Source organism: Micromonospora sp. WMMD882 (genome assembly GCF_027497255.1).
Lineage (GTDB): Bacteria > Actinomycetota > Actinomycetes > Mycobacteriales > Micromonosporaceae > Micromonospora.
The window spans coordinates 5,748,714-5,774,892 of sequence record NZ_CP114903.1 but is presented as its reverse complement, the minus strand read 5'-3'; the positions used below and the strand labels follow the sequence as shown (position 1 = coordinate 5,774,892).

At 73.3% G+C, this 26,179-nt stretch carries 22 protein-coding genes and 2 tRNA genes; 8 read left to right on the top strand and 16 right to left on the bottom strand.

Going from position 1 to position 26,179, the window contains the following annotated elements; all coding sequences use genetic code 11:
* Positions 1–3: 3 nt before the first annotated feature.
* Positions 4–837, bottom strand: a complete 834-nt coding sequence (locus tag O7606_RS24915) for a phosphoribosylaminoimidazolesuccinocarboxamide synthase (protein WP_281596420.1) — start codon at positions 835–837, stop codon at positions 4–6.
* Positions 838–1,001: 164 nt separating this feature from the next.
* Here O7606_RS24915 and O7606_RS24910 point away from each other — a divergent pair, with 164 nt between their 5' ends.
* Entirely contained in the window at positions 1,002–2,333 is a 1,332-nt protein-coding gene (locus tag O7606_RS24910; protein WP_281596419.1) for an extracellular solute-binding protein, read from the top strand.
* Positions 2,334–2,468: 135 nt separating this feature from the next.
* Here O7606_RS24910 and O7606_RS24905 read toward each other — a convergent pair whose 3' ends face one another.
* The 6 genes from O7606_RS24905 to O7606_RS24880 all read right to left on the bottom strand — a co-directional run bounded on the left by O7606_RS24905 (position 2,469) and on the right by O7606_RS24880 (position 9,510).
* Positions 2,469–2,714: a hypothetical protein gene (locus O7606_RS24905; protein ID WP_281596418.1), complete on the bottom strand. Its 246-nt coding sequence runs from the start codon at positions 2,712–2,714 to the stop codon at positions 2,469–2,471.
* A 268-nt stretch (positions 2,715–2,982) separates the two neighbouring features.
* Positions 2,983–3,059, bottom strand: a tRNA-Met gene (locus O7606_RS24900).
* Between the two features lie 279 nt (positions 3,060–3,338).
* Complete coding sequence (locus O7606_RS24895; RefSeq protein WP_281596417.1) at positions 3,339–4,934, bottom strand: Ig-like domain repeat protein; 1,596 nt, start codon at positions 4,932–4,934, stop codon at positions 3,339–3,341.
* A gap of 272 nt (positions 4,935–5,206) precedes the next feature.
* Positions 5,207–5,280, bottom strand: a tRNA-Met gene (locus O7606_RS24890).
* A gap of 111 nt (positions 5,281–5,391) precedes the next feature.
* Positions 5,392–8,388 carry a UPF0182 family protein gene (locus tag O7606_RS24885; RefSeq protein WP_281596416.1) on the bottom strand — a complete coding sequence of 999 codons (2,997 nt, stop codon included), beginning with the start codon at positions 8,386–8,388 and terminating at the stop codon, positions 5,392–5,394.
* Between the two features lie 108 nt (positions 8,389–8,496).
* Positions 8,497–9,510: a PDZ domain-containing protein gene (locus O7606_RS24880; RefSeq protein ID WP_281596415.1), complete on the bottom strand. Its 1,014-nt coding sequence runs from the start codon at positions 9,508–9,510 to the stop codon at positions 8,497–8,499.
* A 194-nt stretch (positions 9,511–9,704) separates the two neighbouring features.
* Between O7606_RS24880 and O7606_RS24875 the strand changes: the two genes are divergently transcribed.
* Positions 9,705–10,919, top strand: a complete 1,215-nt coding sequence (locus O7606_RS24875; protein WP_281599864.1) for a zinc-dependent metalloprotease — start codon at positions 9,705–9,707, stop codon at positions 10,917–10,919.
* Between the two features lie 164 nt (positions 10,920–11,083).
* On the opposite strand, the gene O7606_RS24870 is transcribed toward O7606_RS24875, so the two are convergent.
* Positions 11,084–11,683, bottom strand: coding sequence for a hypothetical protein (locus tag O7606_RS24870; protein ID WP_281596414.1), 600 nt, complete (start codon positions 11,681–11,683; stop codon positions 11,084–11,086).
* Positions 11,684–11,800: 117 nt separating this feature from the next.
* Complete coding sequence (locus O7606_RS24865; RefSeq protein ID WP_281596413.1) at positions 11,801–12,331, bottom strand: M48 family metallopeptidase; 531 nt, start codon at positions 12,329–12,331, stop codon at positions 11,801–11,803.
* Between the two features lie 519 nt (positions 12,332–12,850).
* Here O7606_RS24865 and O7606_RS24860 point away from each other — a divergent pair.
* The 3 genes from O7606_RS24860 (at position 12,851) to O7606_RS24850 (ending at position 15,679) form a co-directional block, all read left to right on the top strand.
* On the top strand, positions 12,851–13,018 hold the full coding sequence (locus O7606_RS24860; RefSeq protein WP_170107818.1) for a DUF5679 domain-containing protein: 168 nt from the start codon (positions 12,851–12,853) through the stop codon (positions 13,016–13,018).
* A 187-nt stretch (positions 13,019–13,205) separates the two neighbouring features.
* Complete coding sequence (locus O7606_RS24855; RefSeq protein ID WP_281596412.1) at positions 13,206–14,330, top strand: hypothetical protein; 1,125 nt, start codon at positions 13,206–13,208, stop codon at positions 14,328–14,330.
* Positions 14,327–15,679, top strand: coding sequence for an AarF/ABC1/UbiB kinase family protein (locus O7606_RS24850; protein WP_281596411.1), 1,353 nt, complete (start codon positions 14,327–14,329; stop codon positions 15,677–15,679). Before O7606_RS24855 ends, O7606_RS24850 begins: the two co-directional genes overlap by 4 nt.
* Before the next feature lie 465 nt (positions 15,680–16,144).
* Here the strand turns inward: O7606_RS24850 and O7606_RS24845 are convergent, their stop codons facing one another.
* The 3 genes from O7606_RS24845 to O7606_RS24835 all read right to left on the bottom strand — a co-directional run bounded on the left by O7606_RS24845 (position 16,145) and on the right by O7606_RS24835 (position 19,227).
* Positions 16,145–16,510 (bottom strand): WhiB family transcriptional regulator, encoded by a 366-nt coding sequence (locus O7606_RS24845; protein ID WP_281596410.1) that lies wholly within the window; start codon positions 16,508–16,510, stop codon positions 16,145–16,147.
* Between the two features lie 137 nt (positions 16,511–16,647).
* Entirely contained in the window at positions 16,648–16,911 is a 264-nt protein-coding gene (locus O7606_RS24840; protein WP_281596409.1) for a hypothetical protein, read from the bottom strand.
* Between the two features lie 129 nt (positions 16,912–17,040).
* Positions 17,041–19,227, bottom strand: coding sequence for an ATP-dependent DNA helicase UvrD2 (locus tag O7606_RS24835; RefSeq protein WP_281596408.1), 2,187 nt, complete (start codon positions 19,225–19,227; stop codon positions 17,041–17,043).
* 93 nt (positions 19,228–19,320) lie between these two features.
* Here O7606_RS24835 and O7606_RS24830 point away from each other — a divergent pair, with 93 nt between their 5' ends.
* On the top strand, positions 19,321–19,566 hold the full coding sequence (locus tag O7606_RS24830; protein WP_281596407.1) for a mycoredoxin: 246 nt from the start codon (positions 19,321–19,323) through the stop codon (positions 19,564–19,566).
* Between the two features lie 22 nt (positions 19,567–19,588).
* Here O7606_RS24830 and O7606_RS24825 read toward each other — a convergent pair whose 3' ends face one another.
* Positions 19,589–20,860: an MFS transporter gene (locus tag O7606_RS24825; RefSeq protein ID WP_281596406.1), complete on the bottom strand. Its 1,272-nt coding sequence runs from the start codon at positions 20,858–20,860 to the stop codon at positions 19,589–19,591.
* Between the two features lie 209 nt (positions 20,861–21,069).
* On the opposite strand from O7606_RS24825, the gene O7606_RS24820 reads away from it, so the two are divergent.
* Both O7606_RS24820 and O7606_RS24815 read left to right on the top strand, forming a co-directional pair.
* Positions 21,070–22,035 (top strand): helix-turn-helix transcriptional regulator, encoded by a 966-nt coding sequence (locus tag O7606_RS24820; protein ID WP_281596405.1) that lies wholly within the window; start codon positions 21,070–21,072, stop codon positions 22,033–22,035.
* Positions 22,036–22,100: 65 nt separating this feature from the next.
* Positions 22,101–22,340 carry a DUF397 domain-containing protein gene (locus O7606_RS24815; RefSeq protein ID WP_281596404.1) on the top strand — a complete coding sequence of 80 codons (240 nt, stop codon included), beginning with the start codon at positions 22,101–22,103 and terminating at the stop codon, positions 22,338–22,340.
* 94 nt (positions 22,341–22,434) lie between these two features.
* Here the strand turns inward: O7606_RS24815 and nudC are convergent, their stop codons facing one another.
* The 3 genes from nudC to O7606_RS24800 are packed head-to-tail and all read right to left on the bottom strand — an operon-like array spanning position 22,435 to position 26,065.
* The gene (gene nudC, locus O7606_RS24810; RefSeq protein ID WP_281596403.1) at positions 22,435–23,403 is read right to left on the bottom strand and encodes an NAD(+) diphosphatase; all 969 of its coding nucleotides are present in this window, start codon (positions 23,401–23,403) and stop codon (positions 22,435–22,437) included.
* Complete coding sequence (locus O7606_RS24805) at positions 23,400–24,743, bottom strand: pitrilysin family protein (RefSeq protein ID WP_281599863.1); 1,344 nt, start codon at positions 24,741–24,743, stop codon at positions 23,400–23,402. The genes nudC and O7606_RS24805 overlap by 4 nt, the downstream gene beginning before the upstream one ends.
* Positions 24,744–24,754: 11 nt before the next feature.
* A complete protein-coding gene (locus tag O7606_RS24800) occupies positions 24,755–26,065 on the bottom strand; it encodes a pitrilysin family protein (RefSeq protein WP_281596402.1) in 1,311 nt (436 codons plus the stop codon).
* Between the last annotated feature and the right edge of the window lie 114 nt (positions 26,066–26,179).

Below are 26,179 nucleotides of genomic sequence, written 5' to 3'. Positions count from 1 at the left end.
GCCTCACCCCCAGCGGTCGCCGGTGAGCTTCTCGTAGACGTCGACGTAGCGGGCCCGGGTCGCCTCGACCACCTCGGCCGGCACCTCCGGGGCCGGGGCCTGCTTGTCCCAGCCGCTGCCCGCCGCCCAGTCCCGGACGTACTGCTTGTCGTAGGAGAACTGCCCCCGGCCCGGCTGGTACGACTCGGCGGGCCAGAACCGGGACGAGTCGGAGGTCAGCACCTCGTCGGCGAGGAGCAGGGCGCCGTCCGGGGTCCAGCCCAGCTCGATCTTGGTGTCCGCGACGATGATGCCCCGGTCGGCGGCGATCTCGGCCCCCCGGCAGTAGACGGCGATGGTGATCTGCCGCAGCCGCTCCGCGGTCTCCGCGCCGACCTTCGCCACCACCTGCTCGTACGTGATCGGCTCGTCGTGCTCGCCGCGCGGCGCCTTGGTCGACGGGGTGAAGACCGGCTCGGGCAGGATCGACGCCTCCACCAGACCCCGGGGCAGCTCGACGCCGGAGACCGCGCCGGTGCGCTGGTACTCCGCGAGGCCCCCACCGGTGAGGTAGCCGCGCGCCACGCACTCGACCGGGACCATCTCCAGCCGCCGGCACCGCACGGCCCGACCGGCGAACTCGGCCGGCACGTCCACCGCGGAGACCACGTGGTTCGGGACGAGGTCGGCGAGCTGCTCGAACCACCAGAGCGACAGGGCGGTGAGCAGACGGCCCTTGTCCGGGATCGGGGTCGGCAGCACCACGTCGTAGACGGAGATGCGGTCCGAGGCGACGAGGATCAGGTCGTCGCCGTCGGCGTACACGTCCCGAACCTTGCCCGAGTGCAGTAGTTCCACGCGGCCTAGTAGAACACGAGGCGGCGTACCGCCCGTGCCCCCGTCGGGTCGGGCAGCCGGCCCACTGGCCTTCCGGGCCCCCGGTCCGGTACCGCCGGACGTTGACACTGTCCCCCGCGACCTGCGTGAATGTTCCGATCCCACCCCGCCACAGGAGTCCGCCCGTGTCCGCAGTGCCGCACCTGCCCGTCCGCGCCGGCGCCGACCCGGCACGTCGCCGGGTGCTCGCCGGGCTGCTGGGTCTGCCGGTCGTCGCGGCCGGCGGACTGGCCGGTTGCCGCGCCGAGCAGGCCGCCCCGGCCGAGGAGGAGCCCGTCGAGCTGTCGGTCTTCTGGTGGGGCACCGCCCGCCGGGCCGAACTCACCGAACAGGCGCTGCGGCTCTACTCCGACCGCAACCCCACGGTCACCTTCCGGGTCACCTGGCAGGGGCTCGACGGCTACTACGAGCGGCTCGCCACGCAGGGGGTGGGTGGGAACGTCCCCGACCTGTTCCAGATCGACGACACCTTCCTCACCGAGTACGCCCGCCGGGACATCCTGCTCGACCTGACCCGGTACGTCGCCGACGGCCGGCTGAACCTCGGCGGCCTGCCCGACGGGCTGGTCCGCTACGGCCAGGTCGAGGGCCGCACCATGGCGGTGGCCGCCGCGCAGAACTCCGCCGGGCTGGTGTTCAACCGGGACCTGCTGCGCCGGCTGGGCCAGCCGGCCCCGACCAGCGGGATGTCCTACCCCGACTACCTGACCTGGGCGGCCCGGGTGACCCGGGCCAGCGACGGCCGGGTGGCCGGCACCATGGACCCGTCCGGGGACCACCGGGCGCTCTGGCTCTGGCTGCGGTCCCGGGGCGCCGAGTTCTACCAGGGCCGCAAGCTCGGCTTCGAGCTCTCCGAGCTGATGGACTGGTTCGAGCTGTGGCAGCGGGCCCGCAGCGCCCGGGCCACCCCGAGCGCCGCGCTGGTCCAGCGGGCCAACAGCGGGGAGCTGGCCCGTCAGCTCGTGGTGACCGGCCACGCCGCCGCCTCGTTCGCCTGGTCCAACCAGCTCGTCGAGCTGCAACGGCTCAGCCGGGACGAGCTGGGCATCGTGAGCTGCCCCGGCCCGACCGGCGCGCAGTGGGCCCGGGCGTCGATGTACTGGGCCGGGTTCCGGGGCACCAGGCACCCGGCGGTGGTGGCCGACGTGGTCAACTTCCTGACCACCGACGTGGCGGCCGGCCGGGTCCTCGGCTACGACCGGGGACTGAGCCCGCACCTCAACATCCGCAAGCTCGTGCAACCGACGGTCCAGGACGTCGCGGTCCGGCGCTCGGCCGCCTTCGAGTCGAGCCTGGCGGACCGGTTCGGGTCGGCGCCCCCACCTCCGCCGGCCGGCCACGCCCGGATCCGCGACCTGCTGGTCGGCACCGCCGAGAGCATCCAGTCAGGTCAGTCGACGATCCGGGCGGCCACCTGGCGGTTCATGGGCCAGGCCGCCGGCGCCCTCGCCGGCTGACCGACCGGACCGGCCGTCGGGCCGCCCGGGTGAGCCACCGCGCACCGCAGGCCGGGTGGGCCGCCGCGCACCCGGGTGGGCCGCCGCGCACCGCGGGCCCGGGTGGGCCGCCGCGCACCGCGGCCCACCCGGTGCTCAGCGCCGACCACGCCGCCCGCGGGTCAGCCGGATCAACAGCACCACCACCACGGCCACCACCACGAGGCAGCACAGCAGGCCGATCAGGCCGAACCCACCGCCCCGGGACCGCCGTCGGGCGGCCTCCAGGACCAGCTCACCCGTGCCGCTGGACGCCCAGGCAGCGACCGGCACGAACACGGAGAGCATCACTGCGCCGAGGACGGCGCTCAGCCGTCCCCACCATCTGTTCCAGGAAGACATACCTCTCATCCTCGCCGAGACAGGCAAGAACGGCACCCGGTCCCCCGTGCTCGCCCGCGCCGCGCCGCCCGGGTGACCCACTCCACATCACGGAAACGGGGCTGATCCCCACGCAGGACACCCCCATCTCGGCGAAACGGAGTCGATCAAGCGGAAGGCGGCGGACAGGCGGAAGGCGGTGGACAGGCGCGAGGCGGCGGCCCGGTTGACCGGGGCAGGCGGAGAAACGAACCGGCCCCCGGGAAAGATCCCGGGGGCCGGTTCGACGTGGTAGCGGGGACAGGATTTGAACCTGCGACCTCTGGGTTATGAGCCCAGCGAGCTACCGAGCTGCTCCACCCCGCGTCGGCAACGACTACGTTACCCCATCGCCCAGGCCGGAAACCGGCGGGGTCTCCCGCGCGCTCCCCACACGCTCCACCAAGATCGTGCTGAGTCCGGGCAGGAGTGGCCTCACCGCGCCCTCAGGCGACTGGAAGTGGGAACAGCCTGATCTCGGGCGCCCTGGCAGGGGCGACCGGCCGGGGGTGGTGGGCGTGCGGTGGGAGCCGGCGGGATCCGACGCGGTCTGCGACGCGCTCCGGTGGCCCGGGTGTCGACCGGGCCACCGGAGCGGCTACCGGATCAGTCCGCCACGACCGTGATGGTCAACGGTCCCCCGGGCGGCTCGGGGGTGGAGGTGTTCGGATAGCCGAAGGCGGACCTGTTGCCGGCCGCGTCCGTGAGGTCGAAGCCGATCACGTACTCGCCCACCACCGGAGGCACCGTGGTGGACAGCCCCAGCCGACCGTCGTCCCCTTCGGAGATTCCGCCGCTGTGCCCACCCACCGAGTGGCCGAGCGAGTTGAAGAGCGTGGTGCTGAAACCGGTGACGGGCGCGCCCGAGGTGTCGTCGACCTGGACGGTGAAGCTGACGCCCCAGGAGTTCGTCAGCTCGGAGACCGTCCAGACCTTCTTCGGCGGCGCCACCGAGAGCACCTTCGGCGGCGTCTCGTCGGGAAGCTGGGCGACGACGAGAGCGAGCGCCGGCGCGCCGTACGGCTCCCCGTAGAGCGACCGGTTGCCGGCCTCGTCGGTGATCGCGACACCGGTGACCCGACACCCGCCCCGACTCTGCGGGATGGCGATCGGTATCGATGCAGTGCCGTCCGGCCGCCAGGTCGGGGTGGTCGACGACGGCCAGCACTGCTGCTCGGTGCGGACCTCGACCTTGACGATCGGGCCGGCCCAGCTCTGTGCCCGGAACCGCAGCTCGACGGTCCTGGCCGCCCGCCAGTTGTCGACCACGTCCGGGGTCACCGAGAAGTCACCGGCCTCGACGACCTCGTTGCGGCTGACGTGGACGGTGGGCCAGTCCACGTCACGGGCGACGGTGACGTTGCCGGCCTCGTCGACCAGACGCACCCGGTTGACCGTCCACGAGCCGGACGGGGTGTCGGGCGCGATGGCCACGGTGACCGCGCAGTACGCCCAGGTGGCCGGGAGGGAGACGTAGTTGTTCTCGCCGCACCATCCGGACCAGGCGTCGGCCTTGCGCACCTCGAACGTCCCGCTGACCTGACGGTCACCCGGCCCGTCCAGCACCAGGGTGCCCCGGCGGAAACCGAGACCCACGTCGTAGATGCTCAGGGCGTAGCTCAGCGTCAGACCCGACCCGTCGTGGTAGACCTCGCTCCGCCCGTCCAGGGAGAGCGTGCCGAGAGTCGGCGCCTGCACGTCGGTGAGCCTGGTGACGGTGAACTGCGCGCCGAGCGCGACCAGCTCGTCGGCGGTGAGTTTGGCGGTGTGGCCGCGCCCGTCCTGGGCGGTGACCTTCGTGACCCGCCAGGACGTCGAGTCGGTCGTCGCGTACTGCGGGACGAACACCTCGTGGCGGTAGGTCGAGTCCTGCGCGGTGCCGCCCCAGTCAGCCGCGATGTCGGCGTCGCCGTGCCGTAACGCGAAGTTGAGCGACCGTACCGGGCCGACCGGGGCGCCGTTCTGGAACTCGCGCAGCTCGATCAGACCGGTGACGGTGATCGCCCGCTGGTCGGTGTTGGTGACCCGCCAGGTCAGTTGCACCGCCTGCGCGGACTCGGTGGCGTCGACCGTGGCGCTGGAGAACGAAAGGTCGGTGATCGCCATTCGCGGCGCGGCCTGCGCCGGTGTCGCGGCCAGCCCGACAGAGATGACGAGAGACGCGACCGCGGCCGTCAGGACGCGGAAACGCGAGGATGTCAAGGGTCCTCCCCCGAATCACCACCCGCCTGATTGCGGGTGGAGCGGAAGATTACCGATCCGTCACCGGCGGCGGTGGCCCGGCCGACACAACCACCAAACCGCCTGCTGCCAGCCAGAACGCTGCCAACCAGCCCTTTGCGGAACCCCCGGCGACGGCTCGACGCCCGCCAGCCCGGCCGAGGGTGACCAACGCGCGACCCCACCATGACGGGCGCAAGACGATCAGGGCGCTCACCCGTGTGGGTGAGCGCCCTGATGCGCTGTTCCTCTCGTAGCGGGGACAGGATTTGAACCTGCGACCTCTGGGTTATGAGCCCAGCGAGCTACCGAGCTGCTCCACCCCGCGTCGGTACGACAACCCTAGCGCACTCCGGTCCGCCCCTGCAAAACGGGCGGACCCGGGTACGCGGCGGCCGTGGGGCCGCGCCCGCACCCGGGCCCGGTCAGCTCACTGCGGTCAGCCGCCTGACGGCGCGGACGGCGTGGGCGACCCTCCGCCGGCAGGGGCGGGAGCGGACGACGCCCCGGCCGCCTGCTGCGCCCGCTGGAACGCGGTCATCGCGTCGTCCAGGCTCTTGAGCGCCCGGCCGTACCGCTCGAAGTCGCCGGAGGTCTGCGCGGCCTTGACCTCGGCGATGGCCGCCTGCACCTGCTGGGCGGCCACGGCCAGCTCGCCGGTGGCCGGCGGCGGCGTCTGGGTGGGCGACGGGGACGGTGGCGGGCTCTCGCCGTCACCGTCACCGGCCGGCGGCGACGGCGGCGGCGGGTTGCCGGCGACGGCCTGCTTGCCCTGCTCGACGAGCTGCTGGATGCCCTCCTGGAGAGTGTTGGCCAGCACCACGTACGAGCCGCCGTCACCGTACGAGAGCAGCACCTTCTGCAACAGCGGGTAGGCGTCCTGCTGGTTGCTCTTCACGTAGACCGGCTCGACGTAGAGCATGCCGTTGTCGAAGGGCAGCGAGAGCAGGTTGCCGTACTGCACCTGGGCCTGGTTCGAGGAGAGCAGGTTGAGCTGCTGCCGGATGGCCGCGTTGTTGGTCATCTGCTGGTGCACCTGGACCGGGCCGGAGACCCGGGTCTGGTCCGGCAGCTCCAGCACCTCCAGCCGCGGTCGCCCGTCGACGTACGACCCGGAGATCAGCGCGGCGAGGTTCTGCCGGCCGTTCGGGGTGACCGCCGAGGTGAGCTGGAAGCGGGGCGCGTCCTGCTCGGGCAACTGGGTGTAGAGGTAGTACGGCGGCTGCTTCTGCCCGCCGTCCGGGTTGTCCGGCACGTTGGGCACCTGCCAGAAGTCCTGGCCGGAGTAGAAGTCGCCCGGGTTCGTCACGTGGAACTTGGTGAGCAGGTTGCGCTGCACCTTGAACATGTCGGCCGGGTAGCGGAAGTGCGCCGCCAGCTCGGCCGGGATCTCCGCCCGGGGCGTCACCAGGTCACCGCCGAACGCCTTGTTCCACGCCTTGAGCACCGGGTCGTTCTCGTCGAACTCGTAGAGCTGGACGGTGCCGTCGTACGCGTCGACGGTGGCCTTGACCGAGTTGCGGATGTAGTTGACGTTCTCCCGGGCGAGCTGGAAGGTGCCCTGGTTGGTCAGCTCGTCGGTGGTCTCGGTCTGCAGGTTGACCCGCTCGGCGTACGGGTAGGTGGCCGCCGTGGTGTAGGCGTCCACGATCCACTGGATCCGCCCGTCGACCATCGCCGGGTACGGGTCGCCGTCGATGGTGAGGAACGGCGCGACCTTCTCCACCCGGTCCCGGGGGTTACGGACGTAGAGCAGCTTGGAGTTCTCGTTGACCGCCTCGGAGAGGAGGAAGTTCGACTCCTGCTCCTTGATCGCGTAGAGCAGCCGCCGGCTGAACGAGCCGACCGACACGCCGCCCGCGCCGGTGTAGGTGTAGTACTGCTCGCCGCCGGTGGTCGGGGTGGGCCGGTCGAACTCGGCGTCCCGGTCCGGGTCGGCCTGCCCGACGATCGCGTAGTCGTTCGGGCCCATCCGCTCGCCGTAGTAGATCCGCGGCTGCTCGGTGGGGATCTGGTCGGTCTGGGCCGAGCAGCGCTCCTGCTCGCGCTCGCCGAGGAAGCCGGAGACGAACAACGGCTGACCGCCGCAGACGACCTGGTTGGCCGGCGCGCCGACCAGGCCGAAGCCGTGCGTGTAGACGGTGTGCCGGTTGATCCAGTTGTTCTGCTGGTCGGTCAGCTCGCCGTAGTTGATCTCACGCATGCCGACCACGTAGTCCTGGGTCTGGCCGTCGACCGTGTACCTGTCGATGTCGAGCTTCGGCCCGAAGTCGTAGAAGCCCCGGACCTGCTGCAACTGGGTGTACGTCTCGGAGACGAGCTGCGGGTCGAGCAGCCGGGCGTTGGGCACCACGGCCTTGTCGGTGGCCAGGGTCCCCGGCGGGGTGAGGTTGTTCGCCCCGTACGGCGTCGTCTTCGTGTCGGCGAGCTGGAACGCGGCCCGGGTGGCGTCGATGCTGCGCTGGATGTACGGGGCCTCCTTGTCCCGGGCGCTCGGCTTGACCTCGAAGGTCTGCACCGCCCACGGGTAGATGCCGCCGATCGCCACCGCGGAGACCCCGAGCAGGGCCAGCGAGATGCCCGGCCAGACGAGGTTCCGCATGACCGCGTTGGAGAAGACGATGATCGCGATGGCCACCACGATCGAGATGTAGGCGAGGATCTCCTTCGCCGGCAGCAGCGCGTTCACGTCGGCGTACCCGGCGCCGTAGAGCTTGGCGCTGTCGTTGTACTCCAGCAGCATCGCGCGCCGGTCCAGCACGTACGCGACCGCCTTGAGCAGGACGAACACCGCGACCAGCGAGGTCAGGTGGGCGCGCGCGGCGTTCGTCATCCGGTCGCCGACGCCCTGCAGGCGCACCCCGCCGAAGATGTAGTGCACGGCCAGCGCGCCGATCACCGACAGCACGATCGCGGTGAAGCCCACCCCGAGCACGTACCGCAGGAACGGCAACTGGAAGACGTAGAAGCCGACGTCCACCCCGAACTCGGGATCCTCCACCCCGAAGTCGCCGCCGTTGCGGAAGAGCAGCCACTGGCTCCACCGGCTCTGCGCGGAGAGCCCGGCGAAGAGCCCGACCACCGCGCCGACCAGCAGGATCCACATGCCGATCCGGGGGCCGAGCACCATCCGGTACCGCTCCAGGGTGGCCTGCTCGGCGGAGTGCGGACGCAGCCCGGGGCGCAGCCGGTGGGCCAGCCACAGGTTGCCGCCGACCAGCGCCGCCATGCCCAGCCCGACGGCCAGGAAGAGCAGCAGCCGGGTCACCAGGACGCCGGTGAAGACCTGGGTGTAGTCGACCTCGTCGAACCAGAGCCAGTCGGTCCAGGCCTGGACCCCCCAACCGAGCAGGGTGAACAGCACGAACACCCCGATCAGGACACCGATCGTGACGCGTCCGCGTCGGCTCATCCTCGGCAGGGGGGTGCTACGCATGACCACTGTTTTGGCTCCGCACGCTAGACCGGCTCCGACCAGGCCACCAAGAGTACGTGGTGTTCCTGAACACTTCCGGTCACGGTGTCGCTCCGGAGCCGTCACGGTTCAGCAGCGCGCGGCTTCTCCCCCGGTCCGCACCGCCGCCAGCGAGGTCAGCGCCTCGTCCAGGCTGCCCACCCGCAGCAACGGAAGGTCGGGCTGGGCGTTGCGGACCGCCTCGGCGCAGTTCGCCTCCGGCACCAGGAAGACCACCGCCCCGGCCTGTTTCGCGCCCACCAACTTCTGGGCGATGCCGCCGATCGGGCCGACGTTCCCCTCGTCGTCGATGGTGCCGGTGCCCGCGATGATCTTTCCGCCGGTGAGGTCGTCCGGTTCGAGCTTGTCCACGATCCCCAGGGCGAACATCAGCCCGGCGCTCGGACCACCGATGTCCCCGAGGTCGATCTCCAGGGTGAAGGGGTGCGGCTGACGCTGCTCGACCTCGATCCCGATGCGTGGTCGACCGTCGGACTCCCGGCTGGTCACCGTGGCGACGCCGGGCGCGCCGGCCCGGGTGTACCCGACCTCCAGCGCGGCGCCCGCCGGCCGGGCCCGGATCAGCCCGGTCAGCCCGGACGCGCTGGTCACCGGCTGCCCGTCGATCGTGGTGAGCAGGTCACCGGGCTGCAACGCGCCGCCCGACGGGCCGTCCGCGGCGACCGTCCGCACCACCACCTGGACCGGGAAGCCCAGCTCCCGCAGGGCCGCCGTCTCGGCGCTGGTCTGCGACGCGGTGAACTCCTCTGCGTTGCGCTCCTCGACCTGCTCCCGGCTCTGCCCGGGCGGGTAGACCAGCTCCCGGGGGACCACCGCCCGGTCCGGGGAGAACCAGCCGGCCAGCGCGGAGCGCAGTTTCACCGACGGTTGCACGCCGACCGTGGTCAACCGGAGCTGCCCCGCCGACGAGGAGGTCTCCCGGCCGGTGATCTTGATGATCTCCTCGCCGTTCTCGGTGCCGAGGGTGTCCACGGTCGGGCCGGGGCCGAGCACCACGTACGGGATGGGCGCGGCGAGCACGCCGATGCTGAGCAGGGTGGTGAGCAGAGCGCCGAGCAGGACCGTGACACCGCGTCGTCTCATGCGGCAGAGCGTACCGACCGGGGTGGGAGCGCCCGGCGCGGACGAACCGCCTCCGCCGGCGGATTCGCCCTCAGCGCAACGCGGGCGGCGGCGACCAGCGGCGCAGCCCGCGTACCGTAGAGCTCGTGCCTGATATTCCGTTCGGCTTCGCGCTCCCGGGTGGGCAACCACCAGACCCCAACGACCCCGCGCAGATGCAGCAGTTCATGAGCCAGCTTCAGCACCTGCTCTCCGCGCCGGGCAGCGGTCCGGTCAACTGGGACCTGGCCCGGCAGGTGGCGGCCAGCCAGCTCGCCGCCAGCGGCGACCCGGCCGTGACGCCGTACGAGCGCAACGCGGTGGAGGAGGCGCTGCGCCTGGCCGACCTGTGGCTGGAGCCGGTGTCGTCGTGGCCGTCGGGCATCCACACCCCGGTCGCCTGGAACCGCAACGAGTGGATCTTCAAGACCCTCGACGTTTGGCGCAAGCTCTGCGACCCGGTCGCCAGCCGGATGGTGGGCGCGATGGGCGACCTGGTCCCGCCGGAGGCGCGCGCCCAGCTCGGCCCGATGCAGTCGATGGTCGCCACCCTGGGTGGGGCGCTCTTCGGTGGGCAGCTCGGCCAGGCACTCGGGTCGCTCGCCGCCGAGGTCCTCTCCGTCGGCGACATCGGGCTGCCGCTCGGCCCGGCCGGCACGGCCGCGCTGATCCCGGCCAACATCCGCCAGTACGGCGACGGGCTGGAGCTCCCCGAGGACGAGGTACGCCTCTACGTGGCCCTGCGGGAGGCCGCCCACCAGCGGCTCTTCCAGCACGTGCCGTGGCTGCGCGGGCACGTGCTCACCAGCGTCGAGACGTACGCCGCCGGCATCCGGGTCAACCGCGAGGCGATCGAGGAGGCGATGGGGCGGGTCGACCCGACCGACCCGGAGTCCATGCAGGCGATCGCGCTGGAGGGCATCTTCACGCCGGAGGACACTCCGACGCAGAAGGCGTCCCTGGCCCGGTTGGAGACCGCCCTCGCGCTGGTCGAGGGGTGGGTCGGGCACGTGGTGGACGAGGCCGCCGGCGGGCGGCTGCCGAACGTGGTCGCCCTGGGCGAGGCGTTCCGCCGTCGCCGCGCGGCCGGCGGTCCGGCCGAGCAGACCTTCGCCGCGCTGGTCGGGCTGGAGCTGCGACCCCGTCGGCTGCGGGAGGCGGCGGCGCTCTGGTCGGCGCTCACCGAGCACCGCGGGATCGCCGGCCGGGACGCCCTGTGGGGTCACCCGGATCTCCTCCCGTCCGGCGACGACTTCGCCGACCCGGTCGCTTTCGCCCGGTCCCAGCTCGACTTCGCCGAGCTGGACGAATTCGACTTCACCGCGCCGGGCGGCCCCGAGGAGCAGCCGCCGGGCGAACGGCGTCCGGACGACGACCCCGGCCGTTCCTGACCTCCGGTCCCGGCGGGCGCGGGCGACGAATCGGTCAGCCGGCCGACCGCCGGGTGCCCACCAGCGGTCGCCGTGCCCCGCCAGCCGGCGCTGTGCCCGCCTCAGGCCCCCGCCAGCCGGCGCCGTGCCCGCCTCAGACCCCGCCAGCCGGCGCCGTGCCCGCCTCAGACCCCGCCGGAGAGCAGCGCCCGGGTCGCCTCCCACCCCTCCAGCGCGGGATTCAGGGCGGCGAGGTCGGCAGGCCCGCGCAGCCGGCGCCACGCCGCGGTGACCGCCACGTCACCCGGACGGGGCGCGGCGGCGCGGACGATCCCGGGAACGGCGGTGTCCAGGTCGACCTCCGGCAGCCAGTCCGGGACGGGCAGCCGGGCGGCGAGCCCGAGCAGCCCGGGGCCGCCTCCCTCGGCCGGCGCCACCGCCACCGGCCGGCTGGTCAACGGGCGCAGCAGCTTGCCGATGGGGAGCCCGGGCAGATCGGGCGCGTCGGCGGCGACCACGGCCGCCTGGTCGTACCCGGCCACCGCGGCGAGGACGGCGGTGGCCGTGGGCGCCGGCACCTCGACGATCGGCGTTCCGGGCCAGACCACCGCCTCGGCCAGCGGCCGGTCGGCGGCGGTCACCGCGACGGCCGTCTCCACCTCCTGGAGGGTGGCGAGAAGGTCCACCACGTCCTCGGCCAGCGCGTGCCGCCAACGCGCTGTCTCGATCCCCGGCGGCGACCAGGCCACCGGCGCGAGCAACGCCACCACCACTCGTCGGGTCACCCACCGACCCTAACGTCCGGTCCGCCCGAGCAGGAGCGCCGCCGATTTCGCCGATCCGGGTGGGTCCGGGCGGGCGGACCGCACGACAACCCCGAAAACGGGGGCGGCGCCCCCGGGTCAGTCGGGTAGCGGCACGCCGGCCACCGAGGCGACGCCCTCCAGGTAGCCCCTGGCCCGCTCCGTCTTCGGGTACCGGCAGACCAGCGCCCAGAACGACGCGTTGTGGCTGGGCACGATGAGGTGGGCCAGCTCGTGCAGGAGCACGTAGTCGATCACCCAGTCGGGCATGTCCTGGAGCCGGTGGGAGATCCGGATGGTGCGGTCGGCGGGGGTGCAGGAGCCCCAGCGGCCGTTCTGGTTGGTCACCCACCGCACGCTCGACGGGACCGCCTGCCGGCCGTACTCGGGCAGGTAGAGGTCGATCAGCCGGACGGCCCGTTGGAGCAGCTCGGCGTCGCTGCGGGCCAGGCGGCCCTCGCGGGCGGCGAGCCGGGCGAGCATCCGGTCGACCCACTCGGTCTCCTCGGCCCGGGAGAACTGGTCCGGAATCAGGACGACCACCCGCTCGCCGTCCCGATACGCGGACACCGTACGTCGCCGACGCTGGCTACGCCGCACCTCGACGACCGGCTTCCGCGCGCCCGCCATCACTGGCCCGCGCGCCCTCGGGTTCCTGCCACATGGGAAAGCTAATGCGTTCTGACCAGGAGTCCGCAAGGGTCAACCCACCGACACGCGCCCGGAAACTCCGGATTGATGGCATGCCGTCCGGAAAAAATGTTTGCCGGACCACCGGCGGGGGTCTGGTCACCCACAGTGGCGACCGTCGGCGCGGGTCCGGAGCGGAGGCGTCGCCTCCCCGAACACGTTAGGTGATCTTCTTTCACCCCTGGCGACCGGGGTGCCCGATGGCTGCCCGGGTGGGGGGTTCACTCGGCGTGTCCTCGCCAAACTCACTGTTCAGACCGTATTCGGGAGGCACACTCTCGACGTCGACTAGCTCACAGTGTCGATGGATCTCTGACATGGAACCACCCGCACCTGGGTAGGGTCCGCCGGACCAGCGGTCATGAAGTGGCCGTGCAGAATCCCAGCGCCGGAGCCCGCGAGGCCCGCCGCCGGGCAACCGCCGGGCACCTGACCGGCGGACGAGACGAGGAGGGCACCGTGGCCGACCAGGCCCAGACCTACAACGGTTACTGCGTCAAGTGCAAGGAGAAGCGTGACTTCGAGGGCAAGGTCGAGGTCTCGAAGACCGGCATGAACATGGCCAAGGGCAAGTGCCCGGTCTGTGGCACAACAGTGAACCGGATTCTCGGCAAGGCGAAGGTCTGATCCGGGCACGGCGCGGGAGGGAACGGCCACCGGCCACCCCTCCCGCGCCGTGACCATCCGGTCACCCAGACGGCTACCGCCGGGTTGTGGATAACGCGCTATCGCCTGTGGATAACCCTGCCCCGGTCCCCGCCGGGCTGTGGACAACGATCGACGGAAGGTCTGGACACGGTCACCATTGGTGACCATGACCCGTGCCACACTTCTCCGGCCGACCCTGCTGCCCGGCCTCACCCGGCTCTGGCGGGACCGGCACACCCTGCAACTCGGCCTCGACTCCACCCGGGCGGTGCTGGTCGAGGTGGCCAACCCGCGGGCCGTACTCCTGCTCGACCTGCTCGACGGCACGCACAGCGAGCGGGACGTCCTCGACCGGGCCCACCGGCTCCGGGTCGACCCGGACGACGCGCGGACCCTGCTGGCGGCCCTCCGGGCGGCCGGGCTGGTGGTCCCCGCGCACACGCTGCTGCCCGCCAACCTCGCCGAGCCGACGCGGGCCCGCCTCGTCGACGAGGCGGACGCCCTCGCCCTCGGCGCGACCGAGGCGACCGGCACCCCGGCCCAGGCGTTGCGTCGTCGCCGCGCCTCCCGGGTGGTGGTCACCGGCGCCGGCCGGCTGGGCGGGCCGATCGCCGTCGCGTTGGCCCAGGCCGGCGTGGGGCACGTCGACCCGGACCTGCGCGGCCTGGTCCGGCCGGCCGACCTGGCCGGCTCCGGGCTCCTGCCGGATGACGTCGGCCGGCACACCGCCGACGCGGTGGTCGACGCGATAGCCCGCAGCGCCCCGGACACGCTGACCGGCCCGGTCCGCCGTCGCCGCGCCGACCTGGTGGTCCAGGTGGGCGCCGACCGGCCGGCCGCCCTGCTGGCCGCCGGGTACGCCCGCCGCCGCCAGCCGCACCTGCTGGTCGCCCTGCGGGACGGCGTCCCGGTGGTCGGCCCGCTGGTGCGTCCGCCCGTCGGGCCCTGCCTCAACTGTCTCGACCTGCACCGGACGGACCGCGACCCGGGTTGGGCCGGGCTGGCCGCCCAGCTCGCCGCCACCGACCCGCCGTCCGCCTGTGGCGTGACCACCCTGCTCGCCGCCGTGGCCGTCGCCACCGCCGAGGCGCTCGCCCACCTGTCGGGCGGCCCGGTGGAGACGGTCGGGACGGCCGTCGAGATCGTCGGGGCCGGGCGGTTCCGCCGACGCGCCTGGCCACCACATCACGGCTGTGACTGCGGTCGAACGGGACGATGGCCCCCGCACCGGGTCCCGGCCGGGCCGCACCGCAGCAAGGGCACGGTCGAGTCGGTAACAATGGCCGGGTGACCGATATCCCGCGCCGGGCCGTGTCCCGGACCGCCAAGCTCGCCGCACTGCCGCTCGGCTTCGCCGGACGCACCGTCCTCGGCATGGGTAAGCGCGTCACCGGGCTCGCCTCCGAGGTGATCTCCGCCGAGATCCAGCAGCGCACCGCCGAACAGCTCTTCAGCGTGCTGGGTCAGCTCAAGGGCGGGGCGATGAAGTTCGGGCAGGCGCTGTCGGTGTTCGAGGCCGCCCTCCCCGAGGAGGTCGCCGCCCCGTACCGGCAGGCGTTGACGAAGTTGCAGGAGGCGGCCCCGCCGCTGCCCGCCGCCTCGGTGCACAAGGTGCTCGCCGAGCAGCTCGGCCCGCAGTGGCGGGACCGGTTCCTGGAGTTCGACGACACCCCCGCCGCCGCCGCGAGCATCGGCCAGGTGCACCGGGCGGTGTGGCGGGAACGTCCGGCCGGCCGCCGGAAGACGGCCGCTCCGACCGGCCGCCCGGTGGCCGTCAAGATCCAGTACCCGGGCGCGGGTGACGCCCTGCTCGCCGACCTGAAGCAGCTCTCCCGGCTGAGCGCCATGTTCCGGGCGATCCAGCCCGGCCTGGACGTCAAGCCGCTGCTCGCCGAGTTGCGGGAGCGGATCACCGAGGAGCTCGACTACGAGCTGGAGGCGGAGTCGCAGCGCGCCTTCGCCGCCGCGTACGCCGACGACCCGGAGATCTTCATTCCGGCGGTGGTCGCCGCCGCGCCCCGGGTGCTGGTGACCGACTGGGTGGACGGCACCCCGCTGGCCGAGATCATCCGGGCGGGCACGCCGGAGCAGCGCGACGAGGCCGGCCGGCTGATGGCCACCCTGCACCTCTCCGCGCCGGCCCGGGCCGGGCTGCTGCACGCCGACCCGCACCCGGGAAACTTCCGGATCCTGCCCGACGGCCGGCTCGGCGTGATCGACTTCGGCGCGGTGGCCCGGCTGCCCGAGGGCACCCCCGAGCCGATCGGCCGGCTGGCCGGGCTGGCCCTGCGGGGCGAGGCGGAAGCCGTGGTGGACGGGCTGCGGACGGAGGGATTCGTCCCGGCCGACGAGCCGATCGACGCGCAGGCCGTGCTGGACTTCGTCCGGCCGATGCTGGACCCGGTGGCCACCGAGGAGTTCCAGTTCAGCCGCGCCTGGCTGCGGGCCGAGGCGACCCGGCTGGCCAGCCCCCGGTCACCGGCCTACCAGTTGAGCCGGCAGCTCAACCTGCCGCCGTCGTACCTGCTCATCCACCGGGTGACGCTGGGGTCGATCGGGGTGCTCTGCCAGTTGGAGGCGAAGGCCCCGTACCGGGCGATCCTGGAGCGCTGGCTGCCCGGCTTCGCCCCGGTGGGCTGAGCCAGCCGGCCAGCCGACCGCACCGAGCCAGCCCACCGCGCTGAGCGGAACCGGCCGCGCTGAGCCGACCGGCCGGGCTGGGCGAACCGGCCGGGCCGGGGATAAGCCGACGGGCGCGCCCGGGGAGTCCGGGCGCGCCCGTGGCGCTGGTGATCGTCGAAAGGGGTCCCTCCCGGGCCCGGTCGGGTCAGGAGGAGTGCCCCTGCTTACAGGGCGCCCAGTTCGCGGGCCGCGCGCTGACGGCTGGCCATGGCGACGGTACGGGCGGATCGGGTTGCCTCAGTGCTCGTGGTGCTGCGACCGGCCTGAGGCCGGGGCATTCGCACCCGGGACAACGCTTCGTGGAGTAGTTGCATCTCGATGGCTCCGTTCAGGACGGGCAGGTTCGGGGTCAGGGCGGGAACGCCCGTGGTCAGCTCACGTACGACCGGCGCGACGCCGGCGTGGACGCGGATCGGGTTCATGTCAGGCCGCCAGCCGGACCGCGTTGCGGGACGTGGCCAGCCCACTGGCGGCCAGTCGCGCCTCGGCCTCGACCCGCAGGGCGGCGTCACGGGCGACGTCCTCCTTGCGCGGGCGGCCCCGGGGCCGCTTGCGCGGGACCACCGCGCCACGCTCGAAGATCTCGCCACCCCAGACGCCCCAGGGCTCGGCCCGCTCCACCGCGCCGGCCAGGCACTCGACGCGCAGCGGGCAGTCCCCGCAGAGCGACTTGGCCAGTTCCAGCTCGGTGGGCGAGTCGGAGAACCACAGGTCGGGGTCGAACTTCCGGCAGGGCAGGTTCGCCTCCAGCTCGACGTTCGCGTCGAGCGGAGCCAAGGCCAGACTCATCGCCCGGTCACCTCTCTCTCACTTCGATCTCGTGGATCGTGTTACCGACGTACTTGCTTCGGCGGAACAAAAAACTGAGGCCGCGGATCCCGGTAGCGGGTTCCGCGGCCTCGAGGTGAGCCGGTGGTCTGATCAGATCAGACCGGTCTCCCTCGAGGTGGAACACCGCGGGCGTCCAGCCGCCGCTTCATGGCGGTGGTGGCGAAGCCCTTGCCCGTGAAGCCACTGGTCCCCTCGATTCCGGTCGGCACGACGGCATTCAGCATCAGCTCGGCCTGATCCTGAATCGGGTGCGCCTGCGGAACCGGGAGCCCGACGGTCAGGGCGGCCCGGACGGCCGACAACGGAGCGACGACGGCAGCCGGCAGCGCCGTCGGACGCTCGTAGACGTAGCTCTCCATCGGTGCCACCTCCTCCCTGACGTGCCCTCGTGATCGACTGGGGTCTCGCCCCTCGTGAGCAGCGAAGATGGTGCCGCTCGCGAGGTGCGTCCTGAGGCTATTCCGCCCTACCAGGCGAGGGCAAACGAATTACGACGGGTTTTCCAAAGTTTTCTCTGAGCAGACGGCGTCGACCGGCGCGCCATCCACCAGGGCCAGCACGGAATCGCCGTAAAGCCCCAGCTTGCGGGGGCCGATGCCAGCGATGGCTATCAACTCCTCGGGCCGGCCAGGTCGCCGCTCGGCCAGCGCGGTCAGGGTCGCGTCGGTGAACACCACGTACGGCGGGACCCGCTGTGCCCCGGCCACCCGCTGCCGCCAGTCCTGCAACCGGGCCAGCAGCTCGTCGTCGATGTCGGACGGACAGGTCGGGCAGCGGCCGAGCTTGCGGTCCGGCCCGGCGAGCAGGGTCGCCCCGCAGATCCGGCAGGACACCACCACGGCGCGCCGCCGCTCGCCCCGTCGGGCCGGGCCGGCCGGGGCCCGCTGACCCGGACCGCCGGCCGAGGCGCGCTCCGTCCCGCCGGATCGGTCGAGCTGCGGCAGGAACCGCGACGGCCGGCGCGGACGCCCACCCGGGGACCGGGCCGAGGCGTACGACAGCCAGAGCTGCTCGCGAGCCCGGGTGACGCCCACGTAGAGCAGCCGCCGCTCCTCCTCCACCTGCTCGACGGTCTTCGCGAACCCGGTGGGCAGGGTGCCCTCGGCGAGCCCGACCAGGAAGACCGCGTCCCACTCCAGCCCCTTGGCCGAGTGCAGGGAGGCCAGGGTCACCCCGTCGACCGTGGGCACGTGCTGCTGCGCGGCCCGTCGGCGCAGCTCGTCGGTGAAGTCGGCAAGGGTCGCCGGCCGTTCGACCGCCGCCGCCTCGCCGATCGGCAGGACGGTGGGCGTGGCCGCGTACTCCTCGGCGAGGCCGACCAGCGCGGCCAGGGCCTCCCAGCGTTCCCGGGCCGCGCCGCCGGGCGGGGGCGCGTCCGGGGACCAGCCGACCGCGGCGAGCGCCTCGACCACGGCGGCCGGCAGCGGGGTCTCCCCCGGGATCGAGCGCACCGCCGCGCGCAGCGCCACCACCGCCTGCCGCACCTCGGCGCGCTCGAAGAAGCGCTCCGCCCCCTGCACCACGTACGGCACCCCGGCCTCGGCCAGCGCCTTCTCGTACGCCTCGGACTGGGCGTTGGCGCGGAACAGCACGGCGATCTCCCGGGGCGGGGTGCCGGCGGCGACGAGCTGCCGGCAGCGGACGGCGACCGCGTTCGCCTCGGCCGGCTCGTCGGTGAAGATCCGCAGCTCCGGCTCGGGGCCGGGTGGGCGCTGCCCGACCAGGGCCAGCCGCAGCCGGGCCTCGGTCCCCCGGGCCTGGGCGATCACCGCGTTGGCCAGCCCGACCACCTGCGGGGTGGAGCGGTAGTCGCGGACCAGCCGGACCACCGTCGCGCCCCGGCGCCGACGCGGGAAGTCGACCAGGTACGCCGAGGTGGCCCCGGTGAACGAGTAGATCGTCTGGCTGGCGTCGCCGACCACGGTCAGGTCGTCCCGGCCGCCGAGCCACGCCTCCAGCAGCCGCTGCTGCAACGGGTTGACGTCCTGGTACTCGTCCACCACGAAGTGCCGGTACTGGGCCCGGACCTGCTCGGCGACGTCCGGGTGCTCCTCGATCCCCCAGACCGCCGCGCGGAGCACGTCCTCGAAGTCGATCACCCCGGCGGACCGTTTGACCGTCTCGTACGCGGCGAAGACCTCGGCCACCTTCGCCGGCTCGTACGGCGTGTCGCGGTTCGCCTTCGCCGCGGCCACCGCGTACTCCCCCGGCTCGACCAGTGACGACTTGGCCCACTCCAGCTCGCCGGCCAGGTCGCGGGCGGCGGCCCGGTCGGTGGTCCGCAGGCCGGCCCGGGCGGCGGCCAGGGTGACCAGCCGGATCTTGCTGTCCAGCAGCTCCGGCATGGCCCGCCCGTGCAGCAGCCGGGGCGCGAAGTAGCGCACCTGGCGCAGCGCGGCGGCGTGGAACGTGCGGGCCTGCACGCCGGGCACCCCCAGCGTGGTGAGCCGGCTGCGCAGCTCGGCGGCGGCGCGGGCGGTGAAGGTCACCGCGAGCACGTGCCGGGGGGAGATCTCGCCCCGGTGCGCCCGGTAGGCGATCCGGGAGGTGATCGCCCGGGTCTTCCCGGTGCCCGCGCCGGCCAGCACGCAGACCGCGCCGGCCGGCGCGGTCACCGCCGCCCGTTGCTCGGCGTCGAGCCCGGCCAGCACCTGCTCCGCCGCTGAGTACGCCACAGCGAGGAATCATCCCAGCTTCCGCCGACGTTGCAGCGGTTAGCCCGGCGGAACACAGGCCGCCGGACCGCGGACCCATGGAGGATCTCACTCATGTTGACGATGTACTCGACCTCGTGGTGCGGCTACTGCCACCGGCTGAAGTCCCAGCTCGACCGGGAGGGCATCGCCTACCAGGTGGTCGACATCGAGCAGGACCGGGCGGCGGCCGAGTTCGTGATGAAGGTCAACGGCGGCAACCAGACCGTCCCGACCGTGCGGTTCGCCGACGGCTCCGCGCTCACCAACCCCTCCGTCGTCCAGGTCAAGCAGCACCTCGCCAGCCTGCCCGGCGCCTGATCAGCCGCGTCCCACGAGGTCGTCACCGGTCCCGGCGGGTCGAGGCGACGACCTCGTGGTCGGCGTGGTCGCCGGTCGGGGGTCGCCGTTGGGTGGGGATGCCGGGTCGGGCCAGCGGCGGCGAGAAGCGGCGGCCCCGCCACAGGTAGCCGGCGGCGGCCAGGGTCACCACCCCGACGAACAGGAACAGCACCCGGTAGTCGAGCACCGCGACCAGCAGCGCCCCGGTGCCGATGGACACCGCCTGTGGCGCGCTGACCAGCGCGTCCGAGGCCGCCGTGGCCCGGCCGATCAGCGCCGGCGCGGTCCGCCGCTGCACCAGCGTGTGCAATCCGACGGTGGTCAGCGGCAGGGAGAGACCGGCCAGCAGCAGCGCCGTGACGGCGAGCCAGAGACTCGGGTACGTCAGGGTCAGCGCCGCCGCCCCGAACAGCCCCACCCCGGCGGCGAGCGCGCCCACCTCGCCGACCCGCCGGACGGCGACCGGGGAGACCAGCGCGCCGACCAGCCCGCCCACGCCCTGCACGCTGAACAGCACCCCGACGAAGGCGGACGGGCGGTCCAGCCCCCGCTCCACGTACGCGAACAGCAACGCCTCGGTGAAGCCGATCACCAGCGAGGCCAGCCCGTACCCGAGCAGGGCCCGGCGCAGCGCCGGCTCGGTGGTGAGGTGCCGCAGGCCGGCGCTCAGCTCGGCCGGGGTCCGGCCCAGCCGGGACGGGGCGCCCGGCTCGGCCGCCCGCAGCAGGGCCGCCACGGCGGCGGCGACGACGAACCCGGTGATGCCGATGACGGTGAGCGCCCAGCCACCGGCGGCGGCGTAGAGGGCCGCGCCGGCCAGCGGGCCGCCCAGCCGTAGCCCCTGCCGCACGGTCTGCCGGGCGGCGTTCGCCTCGGCCAGCAGCGCGATCGGCACGAGGGTGCGGATCAGCCCGCTGATCGCGGCGTTGAGGGCGATCGAGGACAGCCCGTAGCACGCCCCGACCAGGTAGACGATCCACACGTCGGCGCTGGTCCGGACGGTCAGCAGCGGGATGAGCAGGGCCGCCGCCACGACGTTCGCGACCACGAAGAAGGGCTTGCGGCGGTGCCTGTCGACCACCCAGCCGACCAGGGGGGCGAGGGTCTTCGGCGCGACCACCGCGAAGATCACCGCGCCGGCCATCCCGTCGGACCCGGTCAGGTCCTTGACCCAGATCGCCAGGGCGAGCACGAGGATCGACTCGGCGGTCATGCTCGCCACCAACGCGCCGAAGAGCAGCCGGAAGTCGGGACGGCGCAGGACGGTGTGCATCAGGGTCCTTCCGACGAGGAATGGAAGTATCGCTCAGGGGACTCGAGGTGGTTCGGCAGGCTGGGCGGCACCGGTTCCGGTCCTCCTTTTTCGAGACACGCCCGGCGTGGGACGTCGAGGGCCGGCCGCGCCGTCCATACTGGCCGTGGGGGGCCAGTGCCATTCAGTTACCGTCGCGTCTGCGACGGCCCGACGGAGAAGAGGACGCCGTGCCTCCTGCCGTACCCAGCCCGATCCTGCGGCGACGCCGGCTCGGCCACGAACTACGCAGTCTGCGTGAGGCGTCCGGCCTCACCGGCGAACAGGTCATCGAACGGGTCGGTTGGGCCTCGGCTTCCAAGCTGTCCCGACTGGAGAACGGCCGCAGTCGCCCGGACCCGCAGGACGTCTCCAGCCTGTTGGATCTCTACGGCGCGGCCGACGCGATCCGCGCCGAGCTGACCGCGATCACCCTTGAGGCCGGCGACATGCGAGCCTGGCTCAGATCGTACGGGGCGATGACCGAGCACCAGCGCAGCTACGCCGAACTGGAGGCGGGTTGCGCGGAGATCCGCGAGTACAACCCCGTCCTGGTGCCGGGCCTGCTCCAGACCGCCACGTACGCCCGGGTCCGGATCGTCTCGGCCCAGTTCGCCGACGAGGACGCCGACCCGCAGACGGTCGAGACGGAGGTCGACGCGCGGCTGGCCCGGCAGGCGTTGTTGCAGCCGGTCGACGCGCCCCGCTACACGGCGGTGCTGGAGGAGGGCGCGCTCAGTCGGCGGGCCGGGCCGCCGGAGGTGATCCGGGAGCAGTTGGCCAAGTTGTGCGAGCTGGCGGCGCTGCCCAACGTGACGATCCTGGTGCTGCCCCGGGACGCCACCATCGGCGAGTGGTACCTCCCCCCGACGGCGTTCTCGCTCTACCGCTTTCCCGACCCGGCCGACCCGGAGACGCTGGCCATCGAAGGAGGTTTCACCGACGTCGTGTCACACGAGGCAAAAGCCCTTAATCGCTATAAAATGGTCTTCGAGTGGCTGCGCGCGGCGGCACGCTCCCCATCGGACTCCCTCTCCTGGCTGAGCAACGCCTCGGAACGGGTGACCGAGACGGCGGCACCGTCCACGGTGGCGTACGGGCCGCCAACGACGCCGGCCCAACGCCGCAGCCGATCCGCTCGGCTGACGGAGCGCTGACCGGGGCCGCCTGCCGGAGCTGGCGGGCCACTCGCCCCATCGGAGCTCACGACCAGGAGCAGGCCATGAACCAGATCCACGAGACCGCGTCCGGCACCGTCGCCCAGCTGGCGGGCGCCCCCTGGCGCACCAGCTCGCGCAGCCAGACGTCCAACTGCGTCGAGGTCGCGCCGCTGCGCACCGGTCCGGCGGCGGTGGCGTTGCGGGACAGCAAGGACCGCAGCGGGCCGGTGCTGTTCTTCGACCGGGCGCCGTGGGCCGGCTTCCTCACCGGCGCGCGCAACGGGGAGTTCGACCTCCGCTGACCATCTCCGACCGGGGGCCGCCACGTCCGCCGACCGGACGCGGCGGCCCGACCGTCCCACCGCCGACCGAGCGGCCAGGGTCAGCCGGTCGGGGTCAGCCGGTCAGGCCCAGCCAGCGGTCGAGCAGGAAACGCGCGATCGACAACGGTGGCGGCAGCAGCAGCCGGTCGCCGTCCCCCACGTCCACCGCCCCACCGGCGATCGCGTCGGCGACCTCCCGCCGGGAGAACCACCGGGCCTGCGCGATCTCCGCCGGTTCCAGCCGCAACGGCTGCGCCGGATCGGCCCGGGCCAGGAACCCGAGCATCAACGAGCCGGGGAACGGCCAGGGCTGGCTGCCGACGTACGTGATCCCGGTGACCGCGACGCCGACCTCCTCGGCCACCTCACGGACGACCGTGGCCTCCGCCGACTCACCCGGCTCCACGTAGCCGGCCAGGCAGGAGAACCGGCGACCGCCCGGAGACACCGGCCAGGTCGCGTTGTTGGCCAGCAGGCAACGCCCCGCCGGACCGACCGCCCCGTCGTGCACCAGCACGATCATCGCCGGATCGGTACGCGGCCACACCCGGCTGCCGTGCGCGTCCACCCGCGACCAGCCACCCTCGTCCGGGGTGGTCGGATCACCGGTGGCCGCCGAGAAGCCGTGCCGCACATGCCAGTTCGCCAACGCCAACGCCGTGATGAGCAGGGCCGCGTCCCGGTCGCCGAGCAGATGCCCGACCTCCCGGATCCCGGCCGCCCGGGCGCCCGGCACCGTGGGCAGGGCGGCGTCCACCGCGAAGACCGGCGCCCCGTCGGGCTGGACGCCGAGGAACATCGGGGGCGCGTCCGGCGCGTCCGACGGGTCCACCAGCCGCAGCGCCGGCGGGTCACGGTCGGCCACGACCAGGGTCCGGCCCCCGGCCGCGGCGTCCACCACCAGCACCCGGCCCCGCCGCCAGGCCGCGGCCAGCCACTCCGGGTCGGTACGGTGCTGCGCCGCCCGGTCGAGGACCACCCGGGCCAGCGGGGGCGCCCCGGCGTCGACCGCCGACCCGGGGACGCTGCCGGCCCGGGTCATGTGGACGCCGGTTCCGACTCCACCGGGCCGAGCACCGCCACGCCGGGGGCGATCCGCTCGGCGTCCCCGAGCACCACGGTGACCGCCCGCGCGGGCGCGAGGTACCGGGCCGCCGCCTCGGCGACGTCGTCCACGGTGGCCTTCGCCAGCCGGGCGGCGTGCTCGGCGAGGAAGTCCAGGCGCAGCCCGCTGCCGGCGTACGCGCTGGTCAGCGAGGCCAGACCGGACTGGGTGGACATGCCGAGCTGGAGACTGCCCAGGGCGTACCGGCGGGCCTGCTCCAGCTCGTCGGCGGCGGGTGGCAGCGAGGCCAGCCTGCCCAGCTCGTAGACCGTCTCCAGCAGCGCCGGCCCGGTCACCTCGGTCGCCACGTCCGCCGCGGCGACCAGCACCGAACCGGCCACCGAGTGCTCCACCACCGAGTACGGGCCGTACGTGTAGCCCTTGTCCTCCCGGATGTTCTCCACCCAGCGGGAGGAGAAGTAGCCGCCGAAGAGGAGGTTCGCCAGTTGCAGGGCGGCGTGGTCGGGATGGGTGCGGCCGACCGCCGGCAGGGCGATCCGCACCGACGACTGCACCGAGCCGGGCCGGTCCACCAGCCGGATCGGCCCCGGCGCCAGCGGCGGGACGGGCGGCAGCGCCACCTCCCGGCCGGCGCCCTGCCAGCCGCCGAGCGCGCGTTCCGCCGCGTCCAGCGCCCGGTCCGGCTGCACGTCGCCGACCAGCACCAGCACCGCGCCCTGCGGGTGGACCCGCTCGGCGTGCAGCCGGCGCAGCGCCGCCGGCCGTACCGCCCGGACCTGCTCCGGCTCCGGGGTCTGCTCCGCGTACGGGTGCCGGCCGTAGATCCGCCGCAGCAGCGCCACCCGGGCCAGGTGCGCCGGCTGGCTCTGCGCCATCTCGATCCGGTCGACGGTGTGCGCCCGCTCGGTGGCCACCTCGTCGGCCGGGTACGTCGCGCCGGTCAGCACGTCGGCGAGGATGTCCAGCATCCGGTCCAGCCCGGTGACCAGGCCCACCCCGGAGAGCATCAGCCGGTCCGGGTCGACCCCGGCGGACAGCCCGCCGCCCACCGCCTGCAACTCGGCGGCGATCTGCACGCTGGACATCCGTTCGGTGCCGGCGAGCAGGGTCTGCGCGAGCAGCGTGCCCCGGGCGGCGTGGGCCCGGCCGAACGGCATCCACAGCCGCAGCTCGACCAGGGGCACCGCCGGACGCCGCACCACGATCACCGTGAGGCCGTTGGCGAACGTCCGCTCGGCCTGCCGGGGCAGCTTCAGCCGGCCCACCGGGCCGAGCGGCGGCAGCTCCCGCCGGGCGGTCGGGGTCGGGTTGGTCAGGGTCGGTGGGGTCACCGGGCACCTCCGGGAACGACCTCGATGGACGCCCGACGCTCGGGCCGCAGGGTGGCGGCGGCGGCGCGGACCTGCTCCCCGGTGACCTCGCCGACCAGCCGGGGCAGCTCGTTGAGCAGGCCGGGCTCGCCGCGCTGCTGTTCGAGCACGGCCATCCGCAGCGCCCGGCCGAGCACCGCGTCGGTGTCCCGCAGCAGGTGGGTGGCCATCCGGGCCTGGGTCCGGGCCAGCTCGCCGTCGGTCAGGCCGTCGGTGGCGAGCCGGTCGAGCTCCTCGTCGACGATGGCGAGGACCTTGTCCACGTCCCCGCCGGGCGGCAGGTGGTGCTGGAGGATCAGCACCGTCGGGTCCCGCACGTCGAACGGGTCACCCATGAAACCGAGGTAGCCGCCGGTGCTGGTGACCCGCCGCTCCCGCTGGACCAGCCGCTCCACCAGCCGGGACGCGTCGCCGTCGGTGAGCACCTCGGCGAGCACCACGTACGCGAGGTAGCCGGTGAAGTCGGTGAGCGGGTCCGGCACCCGCCAGGCGCTCGCCACCGCCGGCATGGGGGCCAGCCGGTCGGTGTACGACGAACGCCGTTCCACGGTCAGGTCGGGCTCGGCGAAATCCGGCCGGGTCGGGGCGGGACGCGCCTCGACGTCCCCGAAGTGCCGCTCGACCAGCGCGGTGGCCTCGGCGACGTCGACGTCCCCGCTGACCGCCAGCACCGCGTTGCCGCAGGCGTAGTAGCGGCGGAAGAAGTCGACCGCCTCGTCGACGGTGGCCGACTCCAGGTCCTCGAACGAGCCGTAGCCGTCGTGCGCGTTGGGGTAGGTGTCGAACGCCACCGGCGACAGGGTCAGCCAGGGGAACCCGCCGTACGGGCGGTTGAGCACGTTGACCCGGATCTCCTCCTTGACCACGTCGACCTGGTTGCGCAGGTTCTCCTCGGTCAGCCGGGGGCCGCGCATCCGGTCGGCCTCCAGGAAGAGGGCCCGTTCCAGCGCGTTGCCCGGCAGGGTCTCGTAGTAGTCGGTGTAGTCCAGGTGGGTGGAGCCGTTGAAGGTGCCGCCCGCGCCCTGCACGTGCCGGAAGTGGGCCAGCTTCTCCAGGTTCTCGGAGCCCTGGAACATCAGGTGCTCGAAGAGGTGGGCGAAGCCGGTCCGGCCCTGCGGCTCGGACCGGATGCCCACGTCGTAGACCACCGCCACCCCGATCACCGGGGCGCTGCGGTCCGGGGTGAGCACCACCCGCAGGCCGTTGTCGAGGGTGAAGCGTTCCACCGGGTACTTCGTCGCTGGAATTCTGGATCTCCGCGCCGCCACCCGTCGACCCTAACGTGTCGGGACCTCCACGCGCCCGGAGCCGCCCCCGGTGGCGGCCGGCGTCGGCCGGGCGGACACCAGGGACAGCGCCTCCGCGCCGACCCGCTCGGCCTC